Here is a 25280-nt window from a genome sequence, read left to right on the forward strand (position 1 = left end):
GCCGTCGCTCACCCATTGTCCAGTGTCACCTTGGCCGCATCTGAGAGAAGTTGACCCAGTTCATCGCTGAGGAGCGGCGACAATCCGGTCTGGATCGCCTGAAGTGTGGCGCGATTGTCTGGCCGGGTTGCGATCTGGCGCACGGCGAAATCCCAGCGTTCCGCTGTCCATGCCTCAAAGTCGTTCTTAACGCGCTCCAACTCTTCTTTCTTTTCCGAGATGTCGAGCACCAAGGGGGTGTCTTGCGCTGTGACGGGCATAGGTGACTTGAGCCATTTTTCAAAGCTCTTGAGCCGAGCGCGCAAAGTGGAAAGGTCGGCTTCAAGTCGTTCAATCTGGTCTTCATGGCCCAGCGGGTTGCAGTGAAGCGGTGTCAGGACGAAGGTCGACACAAAGGCGTCGCATAGTTCAGGGCGATTATCGCGCACAGCCCGCGCAACTGGCCCCATGATTGCCGAGCCTAACTCACGGAGCCATTTGTAGTCCCTGCGCAGGTCTATTACGCCTTCGGCGACCTGCTGACAAAAGTTATGGGCAACGTCCCCGCGTTCCACCATATGGAAGATCGTGATCCTGCTGATATGTTCGGCGGGATCCGCACCATGCGACAGCAGGGAGAGCGCGAAAGGGAATGAGTGCGCGGGAAAGGCCATCACCACTTCGGGAATGATGCGCCCGATATCCGCGCGTAACCCTTTGGCAACATCACCATAGGAGACATGATAGAAATACAGCGACATGAGCGCGTCCACAGCCACAGCACGATCTTGTCGGTGCTTTGCCGCTGCAGTCATCTGAGCAATCAAAGACAAAATCGTCTCATTATGCCGTGCAAGGCTTTCTTCTATCGCGGACTTTGAGCCAATGGCGAGCAGATAGCCTGCGTCCGAAGCGGTGTAGAGAAAAATTTCGGCGCTATGTCGTGAGAATGCATACGGATATTGGGAAGAGGGCTCTACGCCCAATAGGGTCTCGCCTGCGTTGACAATGAGGTCATAGAAGGTATCGAAATGGCCGAAATCCTTTGCGAATATCTCTGACCACTCCTTTCTGATCGCATGTTGAGCTACTCCCCATTTGTTGGACAGGATCTGGCGTAAATTAAGCTACTCTTTGCTCCTGCTGATCGGGTTGTGTTCTGTCATTTCTCAGCCAATAGACCACGGCTGGCGGCCTGCCGCCAAGGGCTGAGTGTGGGCGTTGGTTGTTGTAAAAGGTCATCCATTTCCGGATGCCTGTCTTCGCTTCTGATCCGGTCTCCCAAGCATGCAGGTAAACACACTCGTATTTCGCTGCACGGTCCTGCGGTTCAGGGTTCGCCAGAGCCTCTCAATGAAGATATTGTCTAGGTAGCGGCCCTTCCCATCCATTGAGATACGCACGCCGGATCGGCGGAGCCGGTGGGTCCAGGCGAAGGACGTGAACTGAGATCCTTGATCCATTGCCCGGCAGTGCATTCGCAAAGCGAATGTCACGAGAGGGGGTATTCATGATCTCGGGCGGGCCGAACTTGTGGATGACCTCGTTTAGTGCCTCAACGCAGAAGTCCGCTTCAACGTATTCGAGATGCGCCAAGCCAGCACCTTACGGGTGTGCCAATCCATAATGGCAACCGGATACAGGAACCCTCGGCGCATGGGCAGATCGGTAATATCCGAGCTCCAAACTTGGTTCGGACGCTCCACCCGCAGACCTCTCAGCAGGTAGGGATGCGTCTTGTGCCCTTTCGCAGGCCTGCTTGGGCTTTTGGTAGATCGGCATCAGCACCATCAGGCGCATCAGCCGGCGTATCCGTTTTCGTTCACCGAATGGCCGTTCTGCGTGCTTACGCGGCCCCACTGGGGCCACGATCCTTTGAACTGCGCAAGTGCCATGTCATCCACTGGCCGGCAGGGCATTGCGAAGCAATGTTCCGATAGGCTGGCGGACACCGAAGAACGGCGTCTCCAGAAACTGCTCATCGATCCGCCGCATCAGGCTGAGGTTCTGCTCGGTCTCCCCTTAGGCTTGTAATAGAATGACGAGCGCGAGATCGACAGCAGCCTGCATTGCTGCCCGATGGACAAAATGGAATTATTCGGCTCAATCATGTCGCGCCTCTCTTGCCGGTCCATGGTTTGAGATTTCGTGACAAAGCTAGGGGGACCGTGGCCCCAGTGGGGCCGCGCAAGCCCCGTACCGTTGGCCACGGCGTACGCCCGCTCTCTCGAACGCATGGCGTTCGCGGGCTTACCCCACAATCTTGGCGTGGAGTTCCTTCACCTGCTCCTCATTGATCTCGGGCTTCTTTCTGCCACCGCGTTAAACACGCCGGAGGCGCCCTCAAGGAGCGCACTTTTCCATTGATGGATCATCGTCGGATGCACCCCGAACCGGCTTGCCAGCTCGGCAGCGGTCTCCTCACCCTTCAAGGCTTCCAGCGCGACCTTCGCCTTAAATTCAGGCGCATGTTGTTTGCGTTTCGACATCTCTGATCTCCTTCTCGTCGAAGATCAGCAGACTGCAAATCGTAGCTTACGTCACTGTCCGAATTTCGGGGGGTAGCTCAAGCAAAGGCACCTCCCTTGTGCACTTCATTCGAGCAATTCCAGCCCGTTCCCCAAAATGTCACAATGCCTTCACCTTGGCCCGCAGCTTGATCTTGAGGCCCTTGAAGTGGTCACGCAGCCCCATTTTAGGCTCCAGCTCTGTGCCCTTGATCAGATCCCGAAGTTCCCTGTTCGACATACTTGCGTTAGCAGCCGCAAAGATTGTTTTGGCCGCTGCCTCTCGGTTTTCACGGTACAGGTCCAGATCAAAACTGTTCTTGAAGCTTTCGAGCCGCCCTAGCGCATCGAGCGCGACAAGTGTGCGGCGGCATTTGGGGCAGTTCGAGCAATTCGTGACATCGGAGCGAAATTCGGCGGCCGCGATGCAGACATCAAGGGTGTCAAACGCGGGTTCATATGTGGACACCAGTCGCGTCTTCTCCTGACGGGACAGTGAGGCACCCGCAGAAACAAAACGAAACGCGCCAGTGGTCAGCAACGGCAAGAGGATGGGATCAATCTTGCTGATATCCGTGCCCGAGAACATGTTGTCCGTATATGCGAAGCTCGATGAAATCCCGTAAATGTCCACATGCGATTGCAGCGCCAGAGCCGCGCTCGCGTTTCTCATCGTATGGGTGCGCTGAAAGCTGGATTGAAACAACCCGCGGAAGAAATCGTCAAGATTGGTGTCGACGGCAAACCAATCCCGCCCAGTCTTTTCAGCCAATTGCTTCAGGCGCTGTTTGCTGCGCTCCTTGATAGGTTCACAGGCCGCCGCATCCTTGCCGAAGGCCCCGACATCAAAAATCGTAAGCGCACCGATCTCATTTGCGCCCGCGCCCTCTTCATTCAAAATGAGCGTGGCGAATGAATCGATCCCGCCCGAAAACCCGGTCGCCATCCGACCCTCGTTTGCGAAAGACGGATCGCTGGAAGAGGCCTCGATTTTGATCGGCTTCACCCGCGGGCGCCAAACCTTAAAAAGCGCCTGAAGGTCGTTGTTTGCATTGTACAAGAGTTCACGACTGATCGGCGCATCAATCTTTATCGAGCGGCCCTGCATCATTGCAGGCAGGAACAGGCCGACAAGGGCCCAATCCGCACTTTGCGGCGGAAGCAACTCCGACGGCGATCCCGCGATGCTATAAACCAGTTCGCGCACGCTTGTGCCGTCGCGCACATCGCATGACAGTCGCAATCCCTCCGCCGTTTTCTCGTGGCGGAACCCTGTTAGGTGAAACTCAGTCATGTGATCGCCCCTCATGCGCCCCTACTCAGGCATTCTATCTGCAAAGTGCGTCCCGCATAGCCTCGAAATACTCCGCCTTGTCGAAACGGTACTGCGCGGCGTCAAATTCATGCTCTGGTGCGGTCTCGAAGGTCTCGCGCGTAAACGGCCAAGCGGACTTGGCAGCATCCAGCGTTGAGAAATAATCCAGAAACTTGAACTCCGCTCCCTTCATCGCCGAACTTGGGGCAACCCAGAGACTTGGCACCCGCAGCGCGTCGGCGACGATCAGACCATGAAGAGACTGGCTAAACACCCGCTTGCACTGCGCGATCTCCGATATCACACGCATGGGTGGCCAGGCAGGATCAATGATCTTGACGCCAGTTAGCGCCAGTTTCTTGGCTGCGCGTGTCTGGGAAAGATGGGGGACGAAGCCAACCGTATCGTTCGAGCGCTCGGCTGCCGAATGGAAGCGGTCGATGAGCACCATCGGGTCTCCCAAGAGAACAGGATGCTCGGTCTTGAGGAACGAGCGGGTCAGCTCGCCGCGCACAGCGATGACATTCCCGGGCCTGCAGGCATCGGATGATGGCGGCTGGATATAGCCCGAACCGAGCACTGTAGAATGCGGCGTTGCGCGATCCAGAATGCTCCCCATACCGAGAAAATGCGGGCGATCACGGTGTTTTTCAAAGCGCACCTGTCGGTCCGCAAGCATGCCGAAAAACGCAGGATTGATGTCGTCCCCGAAGTTCGGCCGCCCGATATGCCAAAAGAACGGCAGGGCCGACGATGGCTTGGCGCGAGCACGATAGTAGCGTGAGAGCTTAGTGAGTTTTCTCATATGTCTTTCGATGCCTCCGCGCGGCAATTTTGAGCTGCAACCGATAGATCGGTCGAAGTATCTCGTGCCTGAGCTTTTTGTGGATGGTCATCGGCGTGCCAATAAGGCTTCCCCCCAAATTTTCCGACACTTCCTCAACTCCACTCGGCCACAGGGTCCGGACACGAACCCCGTGGTCCCATTCGAGTTGAAGATATGTATCCACGGGGCGATCGAACTGTGTCGTACGCTCCAACAAGCGCTTGGCGGCCTCCGCTGTCACAATCTGCGCCACCATGCCGAGACCGATGCGGTCAGGCTGAAACAAGGCAATCGCGCCAAAGGCGATTGTCCTGCGTGCGGTTTCACGCGGGCGAATTGGGAAACGAATGAGATCGCCTTGCTCGATGTTGCGGCTGACGACATCCAAGGCGCGGTCGAAATCAGTGCGATCTATCTCGACATCATCCTCGACGATCAGGGCAGATTCGAGCCCCTCATCCACGATGTATTGCCAGCATTTTCGATGGCTCATGAAGGTCGCAATCTCGGCATCGCGCAATGCAAACGGATAGCGCGGCTTGAGCAGATTGCGCACATAGCACTTTCGCATCGCGGCATTCTGTTTTGATCCGTCAATGGCTGGGATCACATGGGCATCGACAGGCAAGCGATCGATCAATCTGTCAACCTGCGGCCGCCGCTCAACCGCGCGCTCTAGATGGACGATGAACGCCCGATCTATTGAGGACTTTTTGCCGCCACTCATTCACTTGGCACCCTTATACATCACTATGGTAGAAACGCCGCAACTGGTTGGACACGTCCAGACTCATTTGCCCGTTTTCCCGCGACGGATAGCACCGAGCACACTTGGGTAAAAGCCGTTTCTTGCGAGCCGGACATTGGCGACGAGAAACCGCCGATGCACAACCATAGGTTTATCTCGGAAACGACAGAGTGTTGACATTTGTTGGCCTAAAGTAAGTGTGAGAGCTCCACTTTCATATTCGGCGCGGCCAGGCAACGCAAAACACAACCATAAGGAGAACGCATTCTCAGCCGATGAAGCACGAGGTCAGGACACTTGTTGATCCAGCCACTGGCGTGGCGGGGCGCCCATTTTTCGGCGGAAGGCCGATGAAAAGTTGCTTACGCTTGTATAGCCGAAACGCGCCGCGACGACCTTGATCGCTTCACCGTCACACAGGGCGGCGCAGATCGCATCGAAACGGATATCGACCGTTGCTTGATGAACGCTGCGCCCGAAGGTTGCACGGAACGCGCGATCAAGCCTGTTGGGGGGAATGTTGAGGAGGCGCGCGAGGCCGCTTAGCGTCGGCGCGCAATGCGGCGTGGCGGCAATCAGGTTATAGGCGTCATGCGCCATATCATAATCCGCGCGTGTGACCGAGATATCTTCGAGATGCGCGAGATTTTCGAGCTGAAAGCCGATGATATGAAAGGCGGACGCTTCGATCAAATGTGGCCGCATGGGCGTGTCGCTTGCAAGCGCCTGCTTCAAGGTCTGCTTGAGATGTGCGGGGATTGGTTGCGGACGGTAGAAAGTATCTCGGCCCACATCGTCGAGCAGCCTGCGCACGGGATCTGGCACCTTGTTGCCGAACCACCCTTCCACACAGGCGACATCCGCCAAGACACCGAACATACGGATACTCTCCGAGGTCGCACGATAGCGCGCAGATGACACGCGTGGACGCACAAGGCCCGTCGTGTCGCTGGTGTAGCGCGCTCCACAGGCAAGCTCCGCCTCGAATGCCCCGTCAAGCACCACTTGTGTGAAGATGTAGCTCGGATTCCGCGAGCTGCTCACTTCAACCACACCCGAGCCCTGCGTGTCGAAACGGGTCTGGCTCCAGCTAAAGCCCAGACTACCGCCTGCCATTGTCGAGGTATTTTCTACATGAGCGCCTTGTGTCGTGGTCACTGCGCGACCAACGCCCTTGAGGCGCAAATCAAGCGTGTCACGTTGTGTTCTTTCAATCTGACCCATGAATAAATTTGCAATCTCTGAAGCGATAATTCCAAAGCCTAGAGCTTTCACGCGAGTGGTCAAGCATTAGAGAAACGGCAGTCAGCCTTAGCTGCAACTCCCGAACTTGGCATGTCTCAACAAAAATTGCCGCAACTCAACATTCGCGCCCCCTTGAGCGATGCCGTCAATTTCGCGACTTTTTCGGGCGTATCCCTGCCCGCACGGGGACACCAATTTCAGGGGAAGAGACAGGGACACATGCAAGCGAAAAACATGCCGAGCCGACACTTTCGATCCACCTCTGACGCCAAGCGCGGCAGGCTCAAAAGGTATCTACGACTGAGCGCGGCCGTGTGTGTCCCCACAATTGCGGCGTGTTTGCCTGTGATCCCCGCGCATGCGGAGACACTGGAATGGATCGGCGCCCCTGGTGAGGACTTCACCGCATCTGGGAACTGGTCGCCTTCTGGCGTTCCTGATTCTGGTGATCATCTCCACTTCGGCACGTCTGGATCTTCGCCCACAGCCACGCTCAATAGTTCGAACATCGATCTCGGCAATGGCACTATGTTGCTTGAAAGCGGCGAGGTGACGGTCGAGGACGTCGGCTCTTTGGCCACTGGTGACATGAATATCGGTCAAAACGCGGCGAGCGACGGCATGCTGACGGTAACTGGATGGAATGCGATGGTTAACCTGCGCGGCTCCACCAATGTCGGAGGATCGGGGACTGGTGCATTAAACCTTTCTGGCACATACAGTTATGGCAATCTGGTAAGGGTCGGCCAAAACAGTGGCGGCGTCGGGTCCGTCAGTATGAGCAACTTTTCATATTTCAACCTTTCCAACGACTTGCATGTGGGGCTCGCAGGCACAGGCAATCTTGAGGTTGCATCCGGCAGCTACCTTTCGAGCCTCAACGGAACATTGGGATATTCCTCTGGCGGCGTCGGCACAGCGACTGTCTCGGGGGCATATAGCCGGTGGGACATATCGGATCGTGCACTGATAGGACTAGAGGGCACTGGTCGACTTAATGTCAGTGATGGAGGCGTGGTCGCGACGGGCTCTGATTTGATCATGGGGCAGCAAAACAGTGGCGTCGGAGAATTAACTCTTACCGATGGCGGACAAGTCTATGTAGGCCGCAACAGCACTATCGGCCTGAATGGGACAGGCAGTGTGACGGTTGCTGATGGAAGCCGTTTTACTTCGAATGCAACTTGGGTGGGATATTTAGGTGGCAGCCAGGGAACGTTAACGGTCCGCGACGGAGGAGCCTATGACTCAACGGATGATCTATACATGGGGCGTGATGGTCAGGGCACGCTGGACGTCTCGAATGGTGGGTCTGTAACGAACCGTCTGAGCGGGTTGGGATGGTATGCAGGTTCTCAGGGCTCCGCGACTGTCAGTGACGCAGGGTCTCTTTGGGAGATGTCATCAGAACTCATCGTGGGCGGCGGGGGCTACGCGACGCTAACCGTCGAAAACGGGGGTGAGGTGCGCGCTGCGGGGGATACGACCCTCGCGAGGTCGAGCGGCAGTGAGGGATCGGCCACAGTGACGGGAAGCGGATCGTTGCTGTCGGTCGGTGCTCCTCTGATTGTGGGCAGAGAGGGGAACGGAACGCTGACCATCTCCGATGGCGGACGGGTCGAAAATACCACCAGCTATGTCGCCTATACCTACGGCTCAACATCGAGCGCGACAGTTGAAGACGGAGGGACATGGGCACAAAGCGACGACGCCTATATCGGTTTTGGCGGCGATGGTGCGTTGACGGTGCAAAGTGGCGGTTCGGTGTCGAGCAGAGACTTCACCGTTGGCTATCACGGCGCAGCAAGCGGACGCGCGGCGTTCTCTGGCGTGGGGACAGAGCTAACCGCGTCTGGTCGCGCCTATGTTGGCCTTTGGGGACAAGGGGAGCTCATTGCGCAAGACGGTGCGGCCCTCTCCTCATTGAGTGCGTCAGTTGCGGTCCAGCCAGGCTCTGTCGGCTCGGTAGTTGTATCGGGGGCAGGCACCAGATGGGATACTACCGAGTTTTTCGTGGTCGGGCGCGACGGAACGGGCACGGCGCTGATCGAAGAAGGCGCTCAGGTCACGACAGGGCAAGGGTTGATCGCTTCGAACCCAACGGGCACGGGGCATGTGCTCGTCACAGACGCAGGAACGTTATGGAGCACCTCGGGAGATCTTCGTTTGGGACCGCAGGGTAACGGCACGTTGACCGTCGCAAATGCGGGCCTTGTTGACGTTGGAGGCGATCTCTTGATCGGCGAGTTTGCGGATTCAATCGCAACGCTCAACATCGGTGGAGTGGGTGGTGGTAGCGCTCAGGCTGCGGGCACACTCGACGTTGGCCGCGCGGTTTTCGGAAACGGCGCAGGGACGATCAACTTCAACCACACGGACACGAATTATCAGTTCAGCGCGGATGTTCTAGGCAACGGTCAGATTAACCTTCTGTCCGGCACGACCGATTTGCGCGGAGATATGTCTGGCTTCGACGGTTTGACAACAGTAACCGCGAACGCGCATCTGAACCTGTCGCAGGATCTGTCCTTGGACGATCTGCTTCTCAACGGCGGCTCGGCGGGATTTTCATCCACCGCCCAGACACTGACACTTCGCGGTTCTTTCTCCAACGCGGGCGAAATGGACATGCGCAATGCGACTGCGGGCGATCAGGTGAATGTCGCTGAAAACTATACCGGGGGCGGTGTGATCGGTGTCGACGTGGATTTCGCCACGGACACCGCTGACGTGCTCACGGTGGCTGGAGACATCAGCGGAGCCCCCACCCAGTTGCTTATTGCTGATGTCTCCAGCGCAAATGCAACAGGCAACGATGTGGTTATCGCCACGGCACTCGGTCAGACGCAGGCGGGTGATTTCACTCTCGGCCAGCCGATTACCTCAGGCGCCTTCATCTACGATCTGGCGTTTTCAGGGGGCAATCACGTGCTTGCGGCGGGCTACCAATCTGGCGTGAGCGCCATCGAAAGCCTCGGCGCCGCCCTCTTCTATCACGACAGCCTCCCGCGCCTGAGCGAGCGTTCGGCGGCAGTGAACAATCCCCACGCCGTTTCTCTGGGTGACGGGGTGTCGCTGTGGACCAGCATCACCAGCGCAAAGCGACAGTTCGCGACAGAAAGCACGACAACGGGCTATGAGGCGGAAATGGAAGCCTCTGGTTTCCGCGCGGGCCTGAGCATCGACGGCGGCGATATTGGTGCAGGTCGATTGAGCTTCGGCCCCTATGTCGGGACAGGCACATCAGCCACGACCGTAACGACAACCGCAGGCGCGGAAAACGTCGCACTGGACAGCACAAGCCTCGGCCTGACCGCCACATGGAACCACCCCAGCGGTTTTTACATCGACGGCGCAATGAGCGCCTCAAGGTTCGACGGTGACGTAACTGCGGCGGGCGGAAATGCACAAATCGAAGGCCGCGCGAGGTCTACGGGTCTCGAAATGGGCAAAACCTTCTCCCTGTCGAACGGGCAATGGACAGTGACCCCCATGGCCAGAGTTGAATATGCTGAGGTTGCATATGACGCCTTTACCACCTCCAACGGCTTGGCTGTCGCGGACATGAAGGCGCATAGCCTTACCGCCTCAATCGGTGGGCGCATGGAAGTCGCAATGGCCCCGCCGTCTGGTCTCGACGGCACGCTGAAACTCTACGGATCGGCCTTCGCGACCCGACAGTTTGCAGGAAACCTCGGCTCAAACGTTTCAGGCACGTCGTTTGAGACAGACCTTGCGCCATGGACAGGTGAAGTCACCTTTGGAGTCACCCATGACGCGGGCGCATTGGGCGGCGTGTTTGTCGAGACAACGTTCAGCGGAAATCTCGACGATCCCTCCCAAAACGCCATGACCCTGCGGGCAGGCGCGCGGTTTGAGTTCTAACCAGATCGTGGCCGCGCGGCACGGAATGCAAGTCCAGAACAATGCGCCCGCGGCCACAACGGTCCACGGCCCGCCTCACCCGATCCCAGATCGCGTGCTTCGGCGGGTTTACGCGCCCTAGGGCCAGAAAACCCATCAACCCACACCGCGAAAACCAGCGCACAAATTTGTCACATCATCAACTCGGACCCGAACCGCACTTTCCAAACAATGGCCCGAGTTGCATATTTGGCCTGTAGTCGGGACAGAATGAGCTTGGAAGTGTGGGGCATCGCATGATCAGGACACTCTTTGTAATCGTGTTCGCAGTGGTTTTACCCTTTGCGTCACTGGCGCAGGACCGCGATTTCGACTATCTGTTCGACGACTTCCGCGCCACCAATTACACCAAGAGCGAGCTGCGTTTCCTGCAACTGGGCCTCACGCTCGAAGGCTTCTACAACGGCCTGCTCGACGGGGCATGGGGCAGGATTTCGAACAGTGCGATCGAGCGCTATTCCCTACAGGAATTCGACGAACCACCCAAACAGTATCACGCCGCCCTTCTGGCCTACACGACGCTCGACTTTCTCACGGCAGATGACTGGAGCTACGAATACTTCGACAGCCTCGGCCTTTCGTTCCTCGTTCCCGACAGCCTTGTGCAAGGCGAGACCAGCGCCAATTTCGTCAACTTCGAGCACCTTAACAGCTCCCTCAAACTCTCCGTAACCTTTGACGACTCTACGGGCACCTCGGGTATCCACGACTATGCCATCGGTTTTGCCGCGCGGGGCACCGAGCCCTACACCGTGAGGAAACAAGGCTTCGCCGTCACCTCCTCCACCAACAGCGTAGGCGATACGCTCTACGTCAGATCGAATTACTGGAAGGGCCAATGGGCCACCGTCCTGCTCTCGACCAATGCGCGCGACAAAGGCATCCTCGCGGCGATCTCTGCGAGCATCACCAGCGATCCGAATGCCACGCTCTACATTCCCGAGAACGGCTTCCTGCTCTCGGTAGCCGAAAGCACCGCCGATCTCGTCGCCCGCATCGAGGAGGAGAATGCAAGCAACCCCCTGCCCGACAGCTTTGCCGCCGCGCCAAAGCCGCGTGATGAGGGAAGTGCGCGCGCAACAGGATCGGGCTTTTACGTCTCCAACATGGGCCACGTCCTGACCAACGCGCATGTCGTGAAAGAGTGCAACAGCCTTTCCGTTGACGGCGCGCCCGCGGAATTGGTTCAAACCTCCTCCAGCTTTGATCTCGCCCTTCTTAAACGCGCGGGCATGGGCGGGAAAACGGTCGCCGAGTTCTCCCCTGCCCCCGCACGGCTCAACGAGGACATCACAGTGGTCGGCTACCCGTTGGCCTCAATTCTTGGCGGCTTAAACGTCACACGCGGGGCGATATCGAGCCTGAAAGGGTTGGACGGCGATGAGGTCACTCTACAAATTTCCGCACCCGTTCAACCTGGAAACTCGGGCGGCCCCGCGCTGTCCGAACAGGGCTATGTGAAAGGTGTGGTCGTTTCGAAACTGGACGCCTTCTATGTGGCGGATGCGATCGGGGATATTCCGCAGAACGTCAACTTTGCAATCCGAGGAGAAGCCGCGAAACTCTTCCTCGGTGTTAACGGGGTGACGCCACGCATAGGCATCCCTCGCGACCCGCTTGATCCCGTCGATCTTGCCGAGCAGGCGCAGAGCTTCACAGCCTTCATCGAATGTCACTGACGCGGCGAGAACGCCAATACAGTGATTTGAATCTCTTAACGAATGATCTGTAGCCCGCGGAATTCATCCCCGATGCGCAGGGCAATACCAGCGTCAGACTCCACACCAACGCGATCACGGCGCAGGTCGGAAAGGACGATTATCATGAGGCCTCTTTCAAATTTTGCGAGGTTTCCAGAACGCCAATCGATCAAGTTTTTCTTTTCTCTTCAATGCATTCTTATCGAATGGAAGCAGCAACCCCGGACACCGAAAGCATCCCCCGGGCTTCCCGCACGCAACCGCCCAGCACTGCACGGGCTGCGTATAGCCAAGGGCAATTCTTTCGAGATGCAAGTTTGTTGACCCCTTAATCAAAATGACCTCATCTGGTCGGGCGGTGGCCTTAATGTGTTCGAATGCTTCGTGGGCATTTTCAAAGCCGATAATACGGCCGCTCTCGACATCTTCCCGTGTCGGCTTGGCGCTTGATATGGACTTGCCGACGAATATCACCTGATCAGAGATCTCTCGCGCGGTTCGCCATGCATTGCGATATTTTTGAGAAGACGCGCCCGAATAGTCCGAAATGATCCCGAGAATGACGCGTTTATGCGGCGCCTTGGCCTTTGCAAGCATATCGAACGCGAGATCGAGCGTGCCGTATGGCGCCTTGGTGCTGTCGAGGATGAAGGTCGGGCCGTCTGGGGCCTGCACTATACTGCAACGCCCATTCACAGGTGAGAAGGTCGCGACCTGCGCGGCAACCAGCTCGGCAGGAACACCCAGTTCCAGCGCCGTCACAACGGCCGCGGTCACGGGCATCCAGAAATGCTCCCCGGGGAAAAGTGTCTTTAACTCTAACCGCTGCCCTTTCCCGACAAGCGTAAAGGAAAGCATGTCGGGAAAGCCCGCTTGGATGTCTTCCGCCCTGTAGTCAGCGGTGGCCGCGTCTTTACCGAAGGTCACTTTGCGGGCGCGGGTCCGCTGCGCCATATCCATAACCATCTCATCATCCGCGTTCAGAACCGCGAAGCCGTCTTCCTGAAGGTGGTCGAGCAATGCGCCCTTCTCTTTGGCCACCCCCTCGCGGCCACGGAAGGCCGAATAATGCTCGGTACCGATCATCGTGACGATGGCCACATCGGGACACAGCATGCTTGCCATTGGCTCCATCTTGCTCTTGGCGCTTACCCCTAGCTCTGTCACAACAAAATGCTCAACCAGAGACATGCGTTTAAGGGTCCGGATCAACTGGCTTACTGTGTTGCTGCCGACTTGGGATTGGGTCGGCGCATAGGCCTGAAGGATATGAGACAAAAGTCCGGCGGTCGTCGACTTGCCTGAACTGCCTGTGACCGCGACAAACCGAGCGGAACTTTTCAACCGTCTCCGCGCCGCACTGCGCATCCGAATACGCTTCTGCGGTCCAGTACGAAATTTGAACAATAATTTGCGCACAGGCCCACGTTGACGTTCTTTATTACTCATGTCTCGTCCTTAATATCGTGGAGAAACTACACAGCAGGTGGGGTCGAAGCAGTAGGACTACTTCTTGCCTAAATCCACCAATTTGAAAAGCGATAATCGGTGTTTGGCGAAATGTCTCCGAGGTGACTGTCTGCGCCATCTGCAATCTGCCCGAATGCATACCTGAGGCGCGAGATATCTCGGGCGACCGCGACACCATGTTCTTCCAACAAACCTCGGATCTGATTGACCTGTCGTTGGCGGACAAGAAACTCGCGAGCCTTGCGGCTCATCAGCCGCGCCTGCGTGTCCACGCTTTTGACGGAAAAATCTCATATATGGGCGCGCTACGGCTTCGGAGATCGCCTCGATCTGCCTCGTCCGTCTTTCCGCGTTTGACGCCCTTCACATAGCTGGGCTGTATCGGCCGGATGTCATGGCCGTGCCTGTTCAATTCGCGCGCCCAGTAATGTGCGCTGGCGCGGAATACCATCCCGCTGAAGCTCGCCGAAGGGCGATAAATACGAAGGGCGACGGCGCACTAAAGTGGACGAAGTGCCTTGTGACGGCTTCTGAAACAAACCCCTTTATCGGCCGCTAAATTTAATCCAGCCCTAAGTTAATTTGCAAAACGCAGGACATCCCAGACGCCGAGGAGGACGACGCGTTGCGCAGGATGGGTTAGGCCTGTCGGTCGGCGTTCAGCTATGTTGATCTGTAGGAGGGTATCCCAGTCCGGCATACGCTGAGGAAGATCAGGCAGGTGGTGAATGACGCGTTGGCCAGTTTGGATGCAGAGTTTGAAACGCGGCACACTGATTCCAATCGCCCTTCAATTGCGCCTGAGCGATTGATTTGTGCCCAGCTGCTGCAGATCCTGTTCTCGGTTCGCTCTGATCGGCAAATGGCGGACAGGAAGGGATTCGAACCCTCGAGACGGTCTCCCGCCTACGCACTTTCCAGGCGCGCGCCTTCGACCACTCGGCCACCTGTCCGAGAGCGTCTATATTTGAGAACGCTATCGGGGTGCAACCCCCCAGTTCACGCAAATTAAAGTTTTTTAGAAATCGAAGGCTGAGGAGTGATTTTGATCCATTCGATCAGTCGAGGTGGAGCGCCACACGTCTGTTCTGGCGGCCTTTTTTCTCGATCTTGCCGATGCGCACGCGACCGATCTCGGAGGTGCGGGCGACGTGGGTGCCGCCGCAGGGTTGCAGGTCCACGGTGTTCTCCCCTGCCCCGATCCGCACGAGCCGCACGCGTCCCTGCCCCGTGGGCGGCATCACCGACATGGTTTTGACAATCGACGGATCGGCGAGGAGTTCCGCGTCGGTGATCCATTCGTCGGTCACGGTGAGGTCGTGTTCGATCAGGGCGTTGAGTTCGTCCTCAAGCGCCTGTTTGTCCTCTGGCGGGGTTTCCATCTCGAAATCGAGCCGCCCCTTCTCCGCGCCGATTGATCCGCCCGTCACAGGGAGAGGGATCACAACGGTCAGCAGATGCAGCGCGGTGTGGACGCGCATGTGGCGGTGGCGCACGGACCAATCAAGCGTCTGCGTCACGCGCACACCGACAGGGGGCAGCGCCTCAGGATCGGAGGGCACCAGAATGATGGCATCCCCCTCGCCCTTGAGCGTCGTGCCGATATTGATCGCGCCCCCGTCCCATGTGAGCCGCCCGCTGTCGCCCGGTTGCCCGCCACCCGTGGGATAGAACACCGACACGTCGCAGATGATCCCGCCCTCAGGCGTCACCTCGACCACCTTGGCGTCACACTCCTGACGGTAGGCTTCTGCACGGAAGAGCGGCTCGGTCATGGGCGGTCCTTTCTGGTCTTTTGCGGGTCTGGCTTTGTCATGTGAAAAGAGGCGGCAGGTCGCCCTGCCGCCCCGTCATGGGATAGTCGATCATGCCGCGCGGCCCTTGTCCAGAGCCTCGCGCGGTCGGGATGTCAGTCCTCAAAAACCGAAGGGATCGCCGCAGGAGCGCGGTCGAGCCACACAGGCACGGGCAGCCCCTTTTCATGCAGGAATTCGGGGTTGAAAAGCTTCGACTGATAGCGCGTGCCGTAATCGCAAAGAACCGTCACGATGGTCTTCCCCGGCCCCATTTCGCGCGCCATCTTCATCGCACCCGCCACGTTAATCCCTGACGAGCCGCCAAGGCAGAGCCCCTCGTCGGCCAGCAGGTCAAAGACCACGGGCAGCGCCTCTTCGTCAGTGACCTGATAGGACATGTCGGGGGTGAAGCCCTCAAGGTTGGCGGTGATGCGCCCTTGCCCGATACCCTCGGTGATGGAGGAGCCTTCGGACTTCAACTCGCCCGTCGTGTAATAGCTGTGCAGCGCCGCGCCCATGGGGTCGGCCAGACCGATCTTCACACCCTTGGGTTGGAGCGCCATGCCCACACCCGCGAGCGTACCGCCAGAGCCGACTGCGCAGATGAACCCGTCCACCTTGCCATCGGTCTGTTCCCAGATTTCGGGACCAGTCGTCTCAATATGCGCCTGACGGTTGGCCACGTTGTCGAACTGGTTGGCCCAGATGACACCCTCATTGGTGGTGCGTGCCAGCTCCTTGGCCAGTCGCTCGGAATAGCGCACGTAGTTGTTAGGGTTGCGATAGGGCGCAGCAGGCACTTGAACCAGTTCCGCCCCTGCAAGACGCAGCATGTCCTTCTTTTCCTGACTTTGCGTCTCGGGGATCACGATGACGGTTTTGAAACCGAGTGAGGCGCCCACAAGAGCCAGACCGATGCCCGTATTGCCCGCCGTGCCCTCGACAATCGTGCCACCGGGTTTCAGGTCGCCCCGCGCCACCGCGTCCTGAATGATGTAGAGCGCCGCGCGATCCTTGACCGACTGACCGGGGTTGAGAAACTCGGCCTTGCCATAGATCTCACAGCCCGTGGCCTCCGACGGACCTTTAAGGCGGATCAGGGGCGTGTTGCCGATCGTGTCGATGAGATCTTTATTAACGCGCATCGGGGCGGTCCTTTTCATATCGTGGTTCTGAAATAACTAGGACGTGCGTTTCGGGAACTCAAGCCACATGCGCGCACTCAAGGACAAGGTTCCACTTCTGAGCAGGTTGCGCGGACAACCGTCCCGCATTTGCGCCGATTGCGCGTCGCTTGGCCTATCGCGCATTTTCCGCACGCGGGCGCAATTCGATCCATATTCCTTCGGCGGCGCGCACGGTCAGATGGGCCACAGGCACGGGACGGCGTCCTTCGACGGTGCGGATATGAAAGGCCCGCGCAATGAGCGCCAGAATGAGCGGCCCCTCCACCATCGCAAACCCCGCCCCAGTGCAGACACGTGGACCAGAGGAAAACGGGATGAAACAATCGCGCAGCCCCTGCTTGCCGTTCTCGGTGGCAAAGCGGTCGGGGTCGAAAGCATCGGGCGCGTCCCAGAACCGCTCGTGCCGCCCCAGATGCCACGGCGACAGCACGATCTGGCTGCCCTTGGGCACCTCGCGTTCACGGAAGGTCTCGGGACATTTGGCCTCGCGCACCATCATCGGCACGGGCGGATAGAGACGCAGGGTCTCGCGGAACACATCGCGGGTGAAGCGTAGCTTCGACATATCTGAGAATTCGGGCGCGGCTCCGAGCGCATCCCCTTCCGCGGCCACGCGTTCCTGCACATCGGGATTATCGGCCAGAAGCCACAGCGCCCACGCCAGCGCGGATGCCGATGTCTCATGCCCCGCGAGGAAGAAGATCGCCACCTGATCCACCATCTCGGCGGCGTTAAACGCCTCCCCCGTCTCGGGATCTGGGGTTGTCATGATCTTCGTCGCCAGATCGTCGGGCGCAGTGCCCGCCTCAATCTGGGCCATCCGCGCGTCGGTCAACTGTTCGATCAGGCCACGAATGATCTTCGCCGTGCGCTTGGTTTCGCGCTTGTGGAACCTTGGCAGCCATTTGGGCAGCGGCACGAAGGCGGCGATATTGAGGATCGGCTGCGCCTTCTGGTGGGTCTGAAATTCGGCAAAGACCGCGCGGGCTGTCTCATGGGTGATGGGGATGGAAAACAGCGTGCGGAAGATCACATCCGCCGCCGCGTGAGAGGTCTGCGGCTCCACATCAAACGGCCCCTCTAGCGAGCCAAGACGCTCAACGACCGCCTCGCCCGCCGCCAGCATGGCGGGAAACGTGTCCTTGATCCGCCCGCCCGCGAAGGCAGGGTCAATGATCCGTCGCTGCCGCTGCCACACCTCGCCATTGGTCAGGAACACGCTGTCGCCCAAGAGCGGGCGCAAGCCTTCGGCAATCCGCGACGATTTCGGGAAATCCATTGGCCGCTTGTTGAGCACCTCCTTGACCAGATCGGGCTGGTTGACGAGGAAGGAGCGGAAGAAGGGCGTGCGGAACTCGGCCATCCACGCGCGGTAGAGCTTGGCAGGTTGGGCCGAAAGAATGTCACGACGAAACAGGCGCAGATAGTTGATCAGGCTCGTCTTTTCAGGCCGCGACGCGGGCTTGGGCGGCAATCGGTCACTCATGGCGCAACCTCCCTGTAGCGGCCCACAGGCGCGGTGATGCGGCTTGGTGAGGGGGCGACATCCGCGAACCGCGCTGCCAGAGTTTTCGGCCCCGCCGTCACCTTAAAATAGTCGTAGGCGGCGGGATTGTCGAAGGCACAGAGATACTGGAAATGCAGACGGAAAAAGCGCCAGCGCAACCGTTTCCACGTCTCGGGCTTGAGCGTCTGGGTGAAGGCCGCCGAAAGAATGAGCGGCCCCGTCTGGCCCTCGGGCGCAACCCCGGTCACCCCCGCAGGATCACAAAGCGCAAAGGCGCAACCATCCCCTGGCGCGGTCACGTCGACCCAGAAGAGACGGTCGGTCGCCGAGAGATAGGCCAGATCGCGGCGCAGCACCTTCGCTTCAGGCAGGAAGGAGACCATCGGCACCACCTGCCCAAGCGTGAGGAAGGAAAGCGCGGGTCCGCCTTCAGGCACCTCGCCCGCGCGGATCAGGTCGGCCATAACGGAGATGCCGAGATGCGCCCCCGACGAATGCCCAATCACCAGAACTTCGTCCCAATCCTCGGTCACCGCCTGCGCAATATCGGCGCGAAACTCGGCCATGCGCGCGGTCAGCGCGGGCGGGTCGGCCCCGCGCCAGCGCGCTGAAAACCCGTAGTCGTGCATGAGGTAATAGGCGAAGAACTTGCCGTCCATCTTCTTGAACCAGAGCAGAAGCCCATAAGCCGCGAGCGCCCCTGCACCGCCCGCAACCGCCGCCCAAAGTGGCCCCTGCCCGCGCCCGAGCGCGAAGATCAGCGCGAAAACAACAACCGCCAGAATGGCCTGTCCCGTAAGCATGGCGACAGGATAGAGCGCGGCGATCACCGGCCCCTTGCGCAGCCGCATCTGGCGAAACAGCGCGCCCGTGGAGAGATAGGTCCAAGCCGTGCGCGCGAGGATCGCATATGTGCGCAGGATGCCCGCTTCCATGCTGTCCTTGACGATATCGGACCAAACCAGAACGTCGATCTCGGCACGGGTCTTGCCTCCCTCGATCCCGCCGTCGACGGACCAGCCGAAACGCGGGCCGGATTTGGGAGCAATGGTGATGGAATAGTCTGAAATCGCGGCCTGTTTGGCGCTTTCCTTGCGGTAAAGCTCGCGGTAGCGGCGCGGCGGGATGGGATCATAACCGGGGATGTAGAACACCCGCCGCCGTGTCACCCCGTTTTCGCCCTTTGTGCCCATAAGCCGCTGACCTGCCTTCATCTTTCGCAGGCCACTCTAGCGCAGGAGAAGGGCGAAATTAAGTCCCTACTTCCGCGGGAATTAGCCCACCGTGGCCAGCACGGGGAAGGTTTCCAGAAGCCAGTAGGAAAAGCGCGAGAAAGCCCCTGTGAGCAGCATGACACCCACGACCACAAGCATCACGCCCATGACCTTTTCGATCATCCCCATGTGCCGCTTGAGACGGTTCATCACGCCCATTGCGCGGGTGATGAAGATGGCCGAGAGCAGGAAGGGCAGCCCCAGACCGAGCGCATAGACCGCCAGAAGTGACGTGCCGCGCGCGACCGAGCCTTCCTGTGCGGCGATTGAGAGGATCGCGCCCAATTGTGGCCCGATGCAGGGCGTCCAGCCGAAGGCAAAGGCAAGGCCCAGAACATAGGCCCCAAAGGCCGATCCGCCACGATCCCCCGCATCCAGACGCGCCTCGCGGTCAAGGAGGGGGATACGGTAGACCGAGAGGAAGTGCAGGCCGAGGATGATAATCACCGCGCCTGAAATCCGCCCGAAAAGCACCTGATTTTGCAGGAAAAACGCCCCGAACGCCGAGGCCGTGAAGCCGAGGAAGAGGAACACCGTGGACAGGCCAAGGACGAACATCAGCGCGGGAATGACCGCTTTGCGCGCGCCGCTTCCGTCCTGCATCTCGCCCATGGAGATACCCGACATATAGGCCAGATAGGGTGGCACAATCGGCAGCACACAAGGGCTGATGAAGGAGGCAATCCCCGCCGTCAAAGCGATGAGCATCGCAGGCAGGAGGGTGGCGTCTATGAGGTCGATTCCAAACATACTCCCCTCCTGCCACGAATGCGCGGGTCGGGGAAGGGAATGCTTCGTCGCAGCACCTCACATTTGCGTAGCCTGACTGTAACGAAACCGTCACCGCAGCGGCGAAAAGAAAACGGCGCGCCCTAAAAAGGACGCGCCGTTTTGAATGTTCTTGCGGGGGATGTGATCCCTCGCGGGCTTAGCCGATCGACCACCAGCCTTTGCGGCGGGGCTTTTTCTCGGCTTTCGGCTCAGGTGCCGGCTCTGGCGCAGCCTCAGGTTCTGGCGCAGCCGTCACCGTCTCGGCCACTGGCTCGGGAGCAGGCTCCGGCTTGGCTTCAGCAACCACGTCCTCGGGCTTCGCCTCAGGTGCAGCCTCTTCCTTCGCGGCCTCAGCCGCTTTCGCAGCCTTTTCTGCCTCGATCTCCGCCTTGGTGCGACGCTTGCGCTTCGGCTTGGGCGCGGGTTCCTCAGCGGTCTCGCCCGCCTCAGCCGCTTTCGCAGCCTTCTCGGCTTCGATCTCGGCCTTGGTGCGGCGTTTGCGCTTCGGCTTGGGTGCGGATTCCTCGGCGGCGGGAGCCACCTCGGTCGTCACATCCGCGCTCTCGGCAGCCTTCTCGGCGGCTTCAGCATCACGCTGCGCTTTGGTCTTGCGTGTGCGGGTCCGTTTGGGCTTGGGCGCCTCTTCGACGGCCTCACCCTCGGGCGCTGCATCAGCGGTAGCAGTCTCACCCTCGGCAGCGTTAGGCGCTTTGGCCTCCGCGTCTGCATCCGCTTTCTTGCGGCGGGTGCGGGTGCGCTTGGGCTTGGCGGGAGCTTCTTCGGCAGGTGTCTCGGCAGCGGCATCGTCGGATTTCTCCTGCGCCCCTTCCGCAGCTTCGCCTGCGTCGGCATTGGACTCGGCGCCATTCTCGGCCCCGTTCTCACCATTGCCGTTTTCGCCGTTACCGTTCTCGCCGTTTTCATCCGACGATTTCCGCCGACGACGACGCCGACGACGGCGCTTCTTGGGCTTTTGCTCCTCGTCACCCTCGGCCTCAGGCGCAGCCACCTCAGGAGCTTTGGTGGCCTCTTCGGCCTCCTCCGCTTCGATCTCCTCATCGAGATCGTCCATCATCGCCGACGATGCGGAAATAACGGGCGTAGCGTCAGGCTTGATCACGCGGGTGGCGGTCTTGAACTTCTCGATGGTGAAGTCGGGCGAGATCATGAAGGGATCGGCCTCGACCCGCACAGCCATGCCGTAACGGGATTCGATCAGCGCAATCGCCTCACGCTTGTGGTTCATCAGGTAGTTGACGATGGCCACAGGTGCTTTCAGCAGAACCTCGCGGGAGCGGCGGCGCGTGCCCTCTTCCTCCAACTGGCGCAGGATGGTGAGCGCCATGTTGTCGTCGGAGCGGATCAGGCCCGTGCCGTGACAATGCGGACAAGGCTGTGTTGTAGCCTCCAGCATACCGGGGCGCAGACGCTGACGGCTCATCTCCAACAGGCCAAAGCCCGAAATGCGGCCCACTTGGATGCGGGCGCGGTCGGTTTTGAGCTTGTCTTTGAGGCGCTTCTCAACGGCAGTGTTGTTGCGGCGCTCTTCCATGTCGATGAAGTCGATCACGATCAGACCCGCAAGGTCACGCAGACGCGCCTGACGCGCCACTTCTTCGGCGGCCTCAAGGTTGGTCTTGAGCGCGGTTTCCTCGATGGAACCCTCTTTCGTCGCGCGGCCCGAGTTGACGTCCACGGCGACCAGCGCCTCGGTGACATCAATCACGATATAGCCGCCCGACTTGAGCTGCACCGTCGGGTTGAACATGGAGGCCAGATAGCTCTCCACCTGATAGCGCGCGAACAACGGCAGGGTATCTTTGTAGTTGGTGACGTTCTTCGCATGGGACGGCATGATCATCTTCATGAAGTCCTTGGCGATGCGATAACCGCCCTCGCCTTCCACGATCACCTCGTCGATCTCTTTCGAGTAGAGGTCACGGATCGACCGTTTGATCAGGTCGCCTTCCTCGTAGATTTTCGCAGGTGCGGTGGATTTGAGCGTCAGCTCGCGGATCTGCTCCCAAAGACGCTTGAGATAATCGTAGTCGCGTTTGATCTCGGTGCGGGTGCGTTGCGCCCCCGCCGTACGCACGATCAGACCCGCGCCCTGCGGCACGTTCATCTCGCCCGCGATTTCCTTGAGCTTCTTGCGGTCGGCTGCGTTGGTGATCTTGCGGCTGATACCACCGCCACGCGCGGTGTTAGGCATGAGCACACAGTAGCGACCCGCCAGTGACAGGTAGGTGGTCAGCGCCGCGCCCTTGTTGCCGCGCTCTTCCTTCACGACCTGCACGAGCAGAACCTGACGGACCTTGATCACTTCCTGAATCTTGTAGCGCTTGGGACGCGGTTTGCGACGCGGACGCACCTCATCAGTGGTGTCATCATCGGCGACGTTCTCGATGGAGTTGTCACGCTCGGACGCGTCATCGTCGTCGCTGTCGTCGTCACCGCTGTCGTCATCGGAGCCATTGTCCGTGTCGTCGTCACCCGAAGTCTCGTCAGAAGCGCTGTCGGAGGCATCGTCCTTTGCAGCCTCTTCGGACGCGGTGTCACCCTCGGACACCTCATCGGTGGCCGTTTCGGCATCGTCGTCCTGCGGTTCTTCTACAGGGGTCTCGGCCACGGTGAAGGCGGGCGAGATACCCTCTTCGGCGTCAGGCGCATCGGCGCTGTCGGTCTGGTCGTCGCCCTCGGGTTCGACCACATCCATGCCCGCGGGGCCTGCGCTCTCGACATCCTTGGTCTCGACCGCATCATCGGACTTGACCTCTTCAGCCTTGGAGCGCGACCGCGAACGGCGGCGACGGGAGCGTTTGGGCTTGTTCTCGCGCTCTTCCTCTTCCTCCGCCTGTTGCTTGGCGTATTCCAGCTCTTCGGCCAGAAGCGCCTCACGGTCAGCTACGGGGATTTGGTAATAGTCGGGATGGATCTCGGAGAATGCGAGGAAACCGTGGCGATTTCCGCCATAGTCCACGAAAGCCGCCTGAAGCGACGGTTCGACCCGTGTTACTTTTGCGAGATAGATGTTGCCAGCAAGCTGGCGTTTGTTTTCGGATTCAAAATCGAATTCCTCAACCTTGTTTCCGTCGACCACCACAACGCGGGTCTCTTCCGCGTGGGTGGCATCAATAAGCATTTTCTTAGCCATGTAAGTCTTTCGGCACCCCGAACGGGCCCTGACCTCGCAAAGGAGGAAGGGCGGGAACGGCGGTGATTTTCAGGGGCGAGCACCCGCGCGGGCATGGGTGACGTGGCGCGTGCGCCCGTCTTCTGCCCATGGTTTACCTCTGCGCGTTGCATCGCGTTTCTTCTCCGGCAATCGGGGACCAGCGTGGTCCGACCGTTGCCCAGTTCATTCCCGAACCTCGCGTCAGACGCAGGTCGGGCATTCGTGAAGCCGCAAGGTTTTGTCATGCCTTATGGCGCTATCGGTCTGCGACGCGAGTGGCGGGCGCACGCGGTTATGCCGCGCCCATGGCCGTATTCGCGTGCAGCGAATCTGTGGTTAGCGGTTTCCAACACGGGCGTGCCGTGTCGGACCTGCATCCCCTATCAGTAGTGGCGGCGGCGGGTTAATACAACATCCAATTCCCCGCATAACGGATTTATCCACAGCCGCACGCGTCCCCCTCTCCCACATCAATGTCCCCCAGCACTCCCGCACAGTGCCCGCACGCCTTTGAAAAACCGTCACGAAACTGACGCGGAACCGTCTCCGAAGTGACGCGGAACTGTAACCGATGCTGGTGATTGTGCGGCGCATCGACATGCACTCATGACAAAACGGAGAGACCCCGATGCGCATTTCCCGCACGCCCCTGTCCCTGACCATTGCCGCCACGGTTCTGGCCCCCGCCCTCGTCGCGCCCGCATTTGCCGAGCGTATCGAGCTTGGGCCCCGCCCCGCTTGGCTCATCAGCCAGATGGACGACAGCCCCCTTAAAGACCGCCTCGCCGCCTGTGGCGATGTTGAACCCGTGCGCACCGACTTTTCCATCGCCCACCGTGGTGCGCCTCTGATGTTCCCCGAGCATACCGAAGAAGCCTACCGCGCAGGTCTTCAGATGGGCGCGGGCATCATGGAATGTGACGTGGCCTTCACCAAAGACCTCGAACTGGTCTGCCGCCACGCACAAAACGATCTGCACACCACCACCAACATTCTCGCCACCGATCTGGCCGAGCAATGTACCACCCCCTTCGCTCCCGCATCTGGTGACATGAGCGCGCAGGCCGAGTGCCGCACCTCCGACGTCACTCTGGCCGAATTCAAGTCGCTCAAGGGCAAGATGGACGCCGCAGACGCATCGGGCACCACCGTGGCCGAATATATGGATGGCACTGCAAGCTGGCGCACCGATCTCTACACCGCGTCAGGCACGGTGATGTCGCACAAAGAGTCCATCGCGCTGTTCAAGGAACACGGCGTCAAGTTCACGCCCGAACTGAAGAACCCCGCCGTCGAGATGCCCTTTAACGGCTTCACCATGAACGACTACGCACAGAAGATGCTCGACGAATATAAGGAAGCAGGCGTGGATGCCGCCGACCTTTTCCCGCAGAGCTTCAACCTCGACGTGGTTGCCTACTGGCTGGAAAACGAACCCGACTACGCGGTGAACTCCGTCTTCCTCACTGAGCCCGCCGACGGGTTTGATCCGCAAAACGCCGAGACATGGGCCGAGGATTTCGACGCGCTCGCAGCGATGAACCTCAAGTATCTCGCCCCCTCGATCAACATGCTGGTCGTGGCCGAAGACGGTAAATATGTCGCCTCCGAATATGCCAAAGCGGCGAAAGCGGCGGGTCTGGAACTGATCACATGGACGCTTGAGCGCTCTGGCCCGCTGGCCACTGGTGGCGGTTGGTATTTCCAGTCGGCCACGGCAGCCACCGACAACGACGGTGACTATTTCGAAGTGCTTGATGCTCTGGCACAGGACGCGGGTGTTGTGGGTGTCTTCTCCGACTGGCCCGCAACCGTGACCTACTACGCCTCCTGCATGAACATGGGCGGCTAAACGC

Annotated in this window: 16 protein-coding genes, 1 tRNA gene and 3 pseudogenes; 4 read left to right on the forward strand and 16 right to left on the reverse strand. The window is 59.3% G+C overall.

What is annotated here, in order from left to right:
* Window positions 1–8 precede the first annotated feature (8 nt).
* From ACN0SC_RS00100 to ACN0SC_RS00130, 7 genes and pseudogenes are all read right to left on the reverse strand, one after another.
* Entirely contained in the window at window positions 9–812 is an 804-nt protein-coding gene (locus tag ACN0SC_RS00100; protein WP_417247633.1) for a hypothetical protein, read from the reverse strand.
* A 289-nt stretch (window positions 813–1101) separates the two neighbouring features.
* A pseudogene (locus ACN0SC_RS00105) lies at window positions 1102–2135 on the reverse strand (IS3 family transposase); the annotation flags it as partial.
* A 168-nt stretch (window positions 2136–2303) separates the two neighbouring features.
* A pseudogene (locus ACN0SC_RS00110) lies at window positions 2304–2468 on the reverse strand (transposase); the annotation flags it as partial.
* Between the two features lie 139 nt (window positions 2469–2607).
* Window positions 2608–3780: a hypothetical protein gene (locus tag ACN0SC_RS00115; protein ID WP_417247634.1), complete on the reverse strand. Its 1173-nt coding sequence runs from the start codon at window positions 3778–3780 to the stop codon at window positions 2608–2610.
* Between the two features lie 34 nt (window positions 3781–3814).
* The gene (locus ACN0SC_RS00120; RefSeq protein WP_417247635.1) at window positions 3815–4606 is read right to left on the reverse strand and encodes a polysaccharide pyruvyl transferase family protein; all 792 of its coding nucleotides are present in this window, start codon (window positions 4604–4606) and stop codon (window positions 3815–3817) included.
* Window positions 4590–5354, reverse strand: a complete 765-nt coding sequence (locus ACN0SC_RS00125; protein WP_417247636.1) for a glycosyltransferase family 25 protein — start codon at window positions 5352–5354, stop codon at window positions 4590–4592. The genes ACN0SC_RS00120 and ACN0SC_RS00125 overlap by 17 nt, the downstream gene beginning before the upstream one ends.
* A 309-nt stretch (window positions 5355–5663) precedes the next feature.
* Entirely contained in the window at window positions 5664–6599 is a 936-nt protein-coding gene (locus tag ACN0SC_RS00130) for a helix-turn-helix domain-containing protein (protein WP_417247637.1), read from the reverse strand.
* Window positions 6600–6932: 333 nt separating this feature from the next.
* On the opposite strand from ACN0SC_RS00130, the gene ACN0SC_RS00135 reads away from it, so the two are divergent.
* On the forward strand, window positions 6933–10505 hold the full coding sequence (locus ACN0SC_RS00135) for an autotransporter outer membrane beta-barrel domain-containing protein (RefSeq protein WP_417247638.1): 3573 nt from the start codon (window positions 6933–6935) through the stop codon (window positions 10503–10505).
* A 275-nt stretch (window positions 10506–10780) separates the two neighbouring features.
* Window positions 10781–12223: a S1 family peptidase gene (locus ACN0SC_RS00140; RefSeq protein ID WP_417247639.1), complete on the forward strand. Its 1443-nt coding sequence runs from the start codon at window positions 10781–10783 to the stop codon at window positions 12221–12223.
* Window positions 12224–12379: 156 nt separating this feature from the next.
* Here ACN0SC_RS00140 and ACN0SC_RS00145 read toward each other — a convergent pair whose 3' ends face one another.
* Both ACN0SC_RS00145 and ACN0SC_RS00150 read right to left on the reverse strand, forming a co-directional pair.
* Complete coding sequence (locus ACN0SC_RS00145; RefSeq protein WP_417247640.1) at window positions 12380–13693, reverse strand: Mur ligase family protein; 1314 nt, start codon at window positions 13691–13693, stop codon at window positions 12380–12382.
* Between the two features lie 68 nt (window positions 13694–13761).
* On the reverse strand, window positions 13762–13965 hold the full coding sequence (locus tag ACN0SC_RS00150) for a hypothetical protein (protein ID WP_417247641.1): 204 nt from the start codon (window positions 13963–13965) through the stop codon (window positions 13762–13764).
* 434 nt (window positions 13966–14399) lie between these two features.
* Here ACN0SC_RS00150 and ACN0SC_RS00155 point away from each other — a divergent pair.
* A pseudogene (locus ACN0SC_RS00155) lies at window positions 14400–14588 on the forward strand (IS5/IS1182 family transposase); the annotation flags it as partial.
* Here the strand turns inward: ACN0SC_RS00155 and ACN0SC_RS00160 are convergent.
* The 7 genes from ACN0SC_RS00160 to ACN0SC_RS00190 all read right to left on the reverse strand — a co-directional run bounded on the left by ACN0SC_RS00160 (window position 14578) and on the right by ACN0SC_RS00190 (window position 23403).
* Window positions 14578–14667, reverse strand: a tRNA-Ser gene (locus tag ACN0SC_RS00160). The pseudogene ACN0SC_RS00155 and the gene ACN0SC_RS00160 sit on opposite strands and share 11 nt — an antisense overlap.
* A 105-nt stretch (window positions 14668–14772) precedes the next feature.
* A complete protein-coding gene (locus ACN0SC_RS00165; protein ID WP_417247642.1) occupies window positions 14773–15489 on the reverse strand; it encodes an alanyl-tRNA editing protein in 717 nt (238 codons plus the stop codon).
* A gap of 134 nt (window positions 15490–15623) precedes the next feature.
* Complete coding sequence (locus tag ACN0SC_RS00170; RefSeq protein WP_417247643.1) at window positions 15624–16655, reverse strand: cysteine synthase A; 1032 nt, start codon at window positions 16653–16655, stop codon at window positions 15624–15626.
* 154 nt (window positions 16656–16809) lie between these two features.
* Window positions 16810–18183, reverse strand: coding sequence for a cytochrome P450 (locus tag ACN0SC_RS00175; RefSeq protein WP_417247644.1), 1374 nt, complete (start codon window positions 18181–18183; stop codon window positions 16810–16812).
* Window positions 18180–19418: a hypothetical protein gene (locus ACN0SC_RS00180; protein ID WP_417247645.1), complete on the reverse strand. Its 1239-nt coding sequence runs from the start codon at window positions 19416–19418 to the stop codon at window positions 18180–18182. Before ACN0SC_RS00180 ends, ACN0SC_RS00175 begins: the two co-directional genes overlap by 4 nt.
* A gap of 60 nt (window positions 19419–19478) precedes the next feature.
* Window positions 19479–20228, reverse strand: coding sequence for a cytochrome c biogenesis CcdA family protein (locus ACN0SC_RS00185; RefSeq protein WP_417247646.1), 750 nt, complete (start codon window positions 20226–20228; stop codon window positions 19479–19481).
* A 178-nt stretch (window positions 20229–20406) separates the two neighbouring features.
* The gene (locus ACN0SC_RS00190) at window positions 20407–23403 is read right to left on the reverse strand and encodes an Rne/Rng family ribonuclease (protein ID WP_417247647.1); all 2997 of its coding nucleotides are present in this window, start codon (window positions 23401–23403) and stop codon (window positions 20407–20409) included.
* 649 nt (window positions 23404–24052) lie between these two features.
* Between ACN0SC_RS00190 and ACN0SC_RS00195 the strand changes: the two genes are divergently transcribed.
* Window positions 24053–25276: a glycerophosphodiester phosphodiesterase family protein gene (locus tag ACN0SC_RS00195; RefSeq protein ID WP_417247648.1), complete on the forward strand. Its 1224-nt coding sequence runs from the start codon at window positions 24053–24055 to the stop codon at window positions 25274–25276.
* Window positions 25277–25280 lie beyond the last annotated feature (4 nt).

This window comes from Celeribacter sp. (assembly GCF_048261515.1).
In the GTDB taxonomy this organism is placed as follows: Bacteria; Pseudomonadota; Alphaproteobacteria; order Rhodobacterales; family Rhodobacteraceae; genus Celeribacter.

Bases quoted from the DNA above. Each gene is read 5' to 3' on its own strand.
- ACN0SC_RS00115 (WP_417247634.1), bottom strand. From the start codon at position 3,780: ATGACTGAGTTTCACCTAACAGGGTTCCGCCACGAGAAAACGGCGGAG.
- ACN0SC_RS00120 (WP_417247635.1), bottom strand. From the start codon at position 4,606: ATGAGAAAACTCACTAAGCTCTCACGCTACTATCGTGCTCGCGCCAAG.
- ACN0SC_RS00125 (WP_417247636.1), bottom strand. From the start codon at position 5,354: ATGAGTGGCGGCAAAAAGTCCTCAATAGATCGGGCGTTCATCGTCCAT.
- ACN0SC_RS00130 (WP_417247637.1), bottom strand. From the start codon at position 6,599: ATGGGTCAGATTGAAAGAACACAACGTGACACGCTTGATTTGCGCCTC.
- ACN0SC_RS00140 (WP_417247639.1), top strand. From the start codon at position 10,781: ATGATCAGGACACTCTTTGTAATCGTGTTCGCAGTGGTTTTACCCTTT.
- ACN0SC_RS00145 (WP_417247640.1), bottom strand. From the start codon at position 13,693: ATGAGTAATAAAGAACGTCAACGTGGGCCTGTGCGCAAATTATTGTTC.
- ACN0SC_RS00150 (WP_417247641.1), bottom strand. From the start codon at position 13,965: ATGAGCCGCAAGGCTCGCGAGTTTCTTGTCCGCCAACGACAGGTCAAT.
- ACN0SC_RS00165 (WP_417247642.1), bottom strand. From the start codon at position 15,489: ATGACCGAGCCGCTCTTCCGTGCAGAAGCCTACCGTCAGGAGTGTGAC.
- ACN0SC_RS00170 (WP_417247643.1), bottom strand. From the start codon at position 16,655: ATGCGCGTTAATAAAGATCTCATCGACACGATCGGCAACACGCCCCTG.
- ACN0SC_RS00175 (WP_417247644.1), bottom strand. From the start codon at position 18,183: ATGAGTGACCGATTGCCGCCCAAGCCCGCGTCGCGGCCTGAAAAGACG.
- ACN0SC_RS00180 (WP_417247645.1), bottom strand. From the start codon at position 19,418: ATGAAGGCAGGTCAGCGGCTTATGGGCACAAAGGGCGAAAACGGGGTG.
- ACN0SC_RS00185 (WP_417247646.1), bottom strand. From the start codon at position 20,228: ATGTTTGGAATCGACCTCATAGACGCCACCCTCCTGCCTGCGATGCTC.
- ACN0SC_RS00190 (WP_417247647.1), bottom strand. From the start codon at position 23,403: ATGGCTAAGAAAATGCTTATTGATGCCACCCACGCGGAAGAGACCCGC.
- ACN0SC_RS00195 (WP_417247648.1), top strand. From the start codon at position 24,053: ATGCGCATTTCCCGCACGCCCCTGTCCCTGACCATTGCCGCCACGGTT.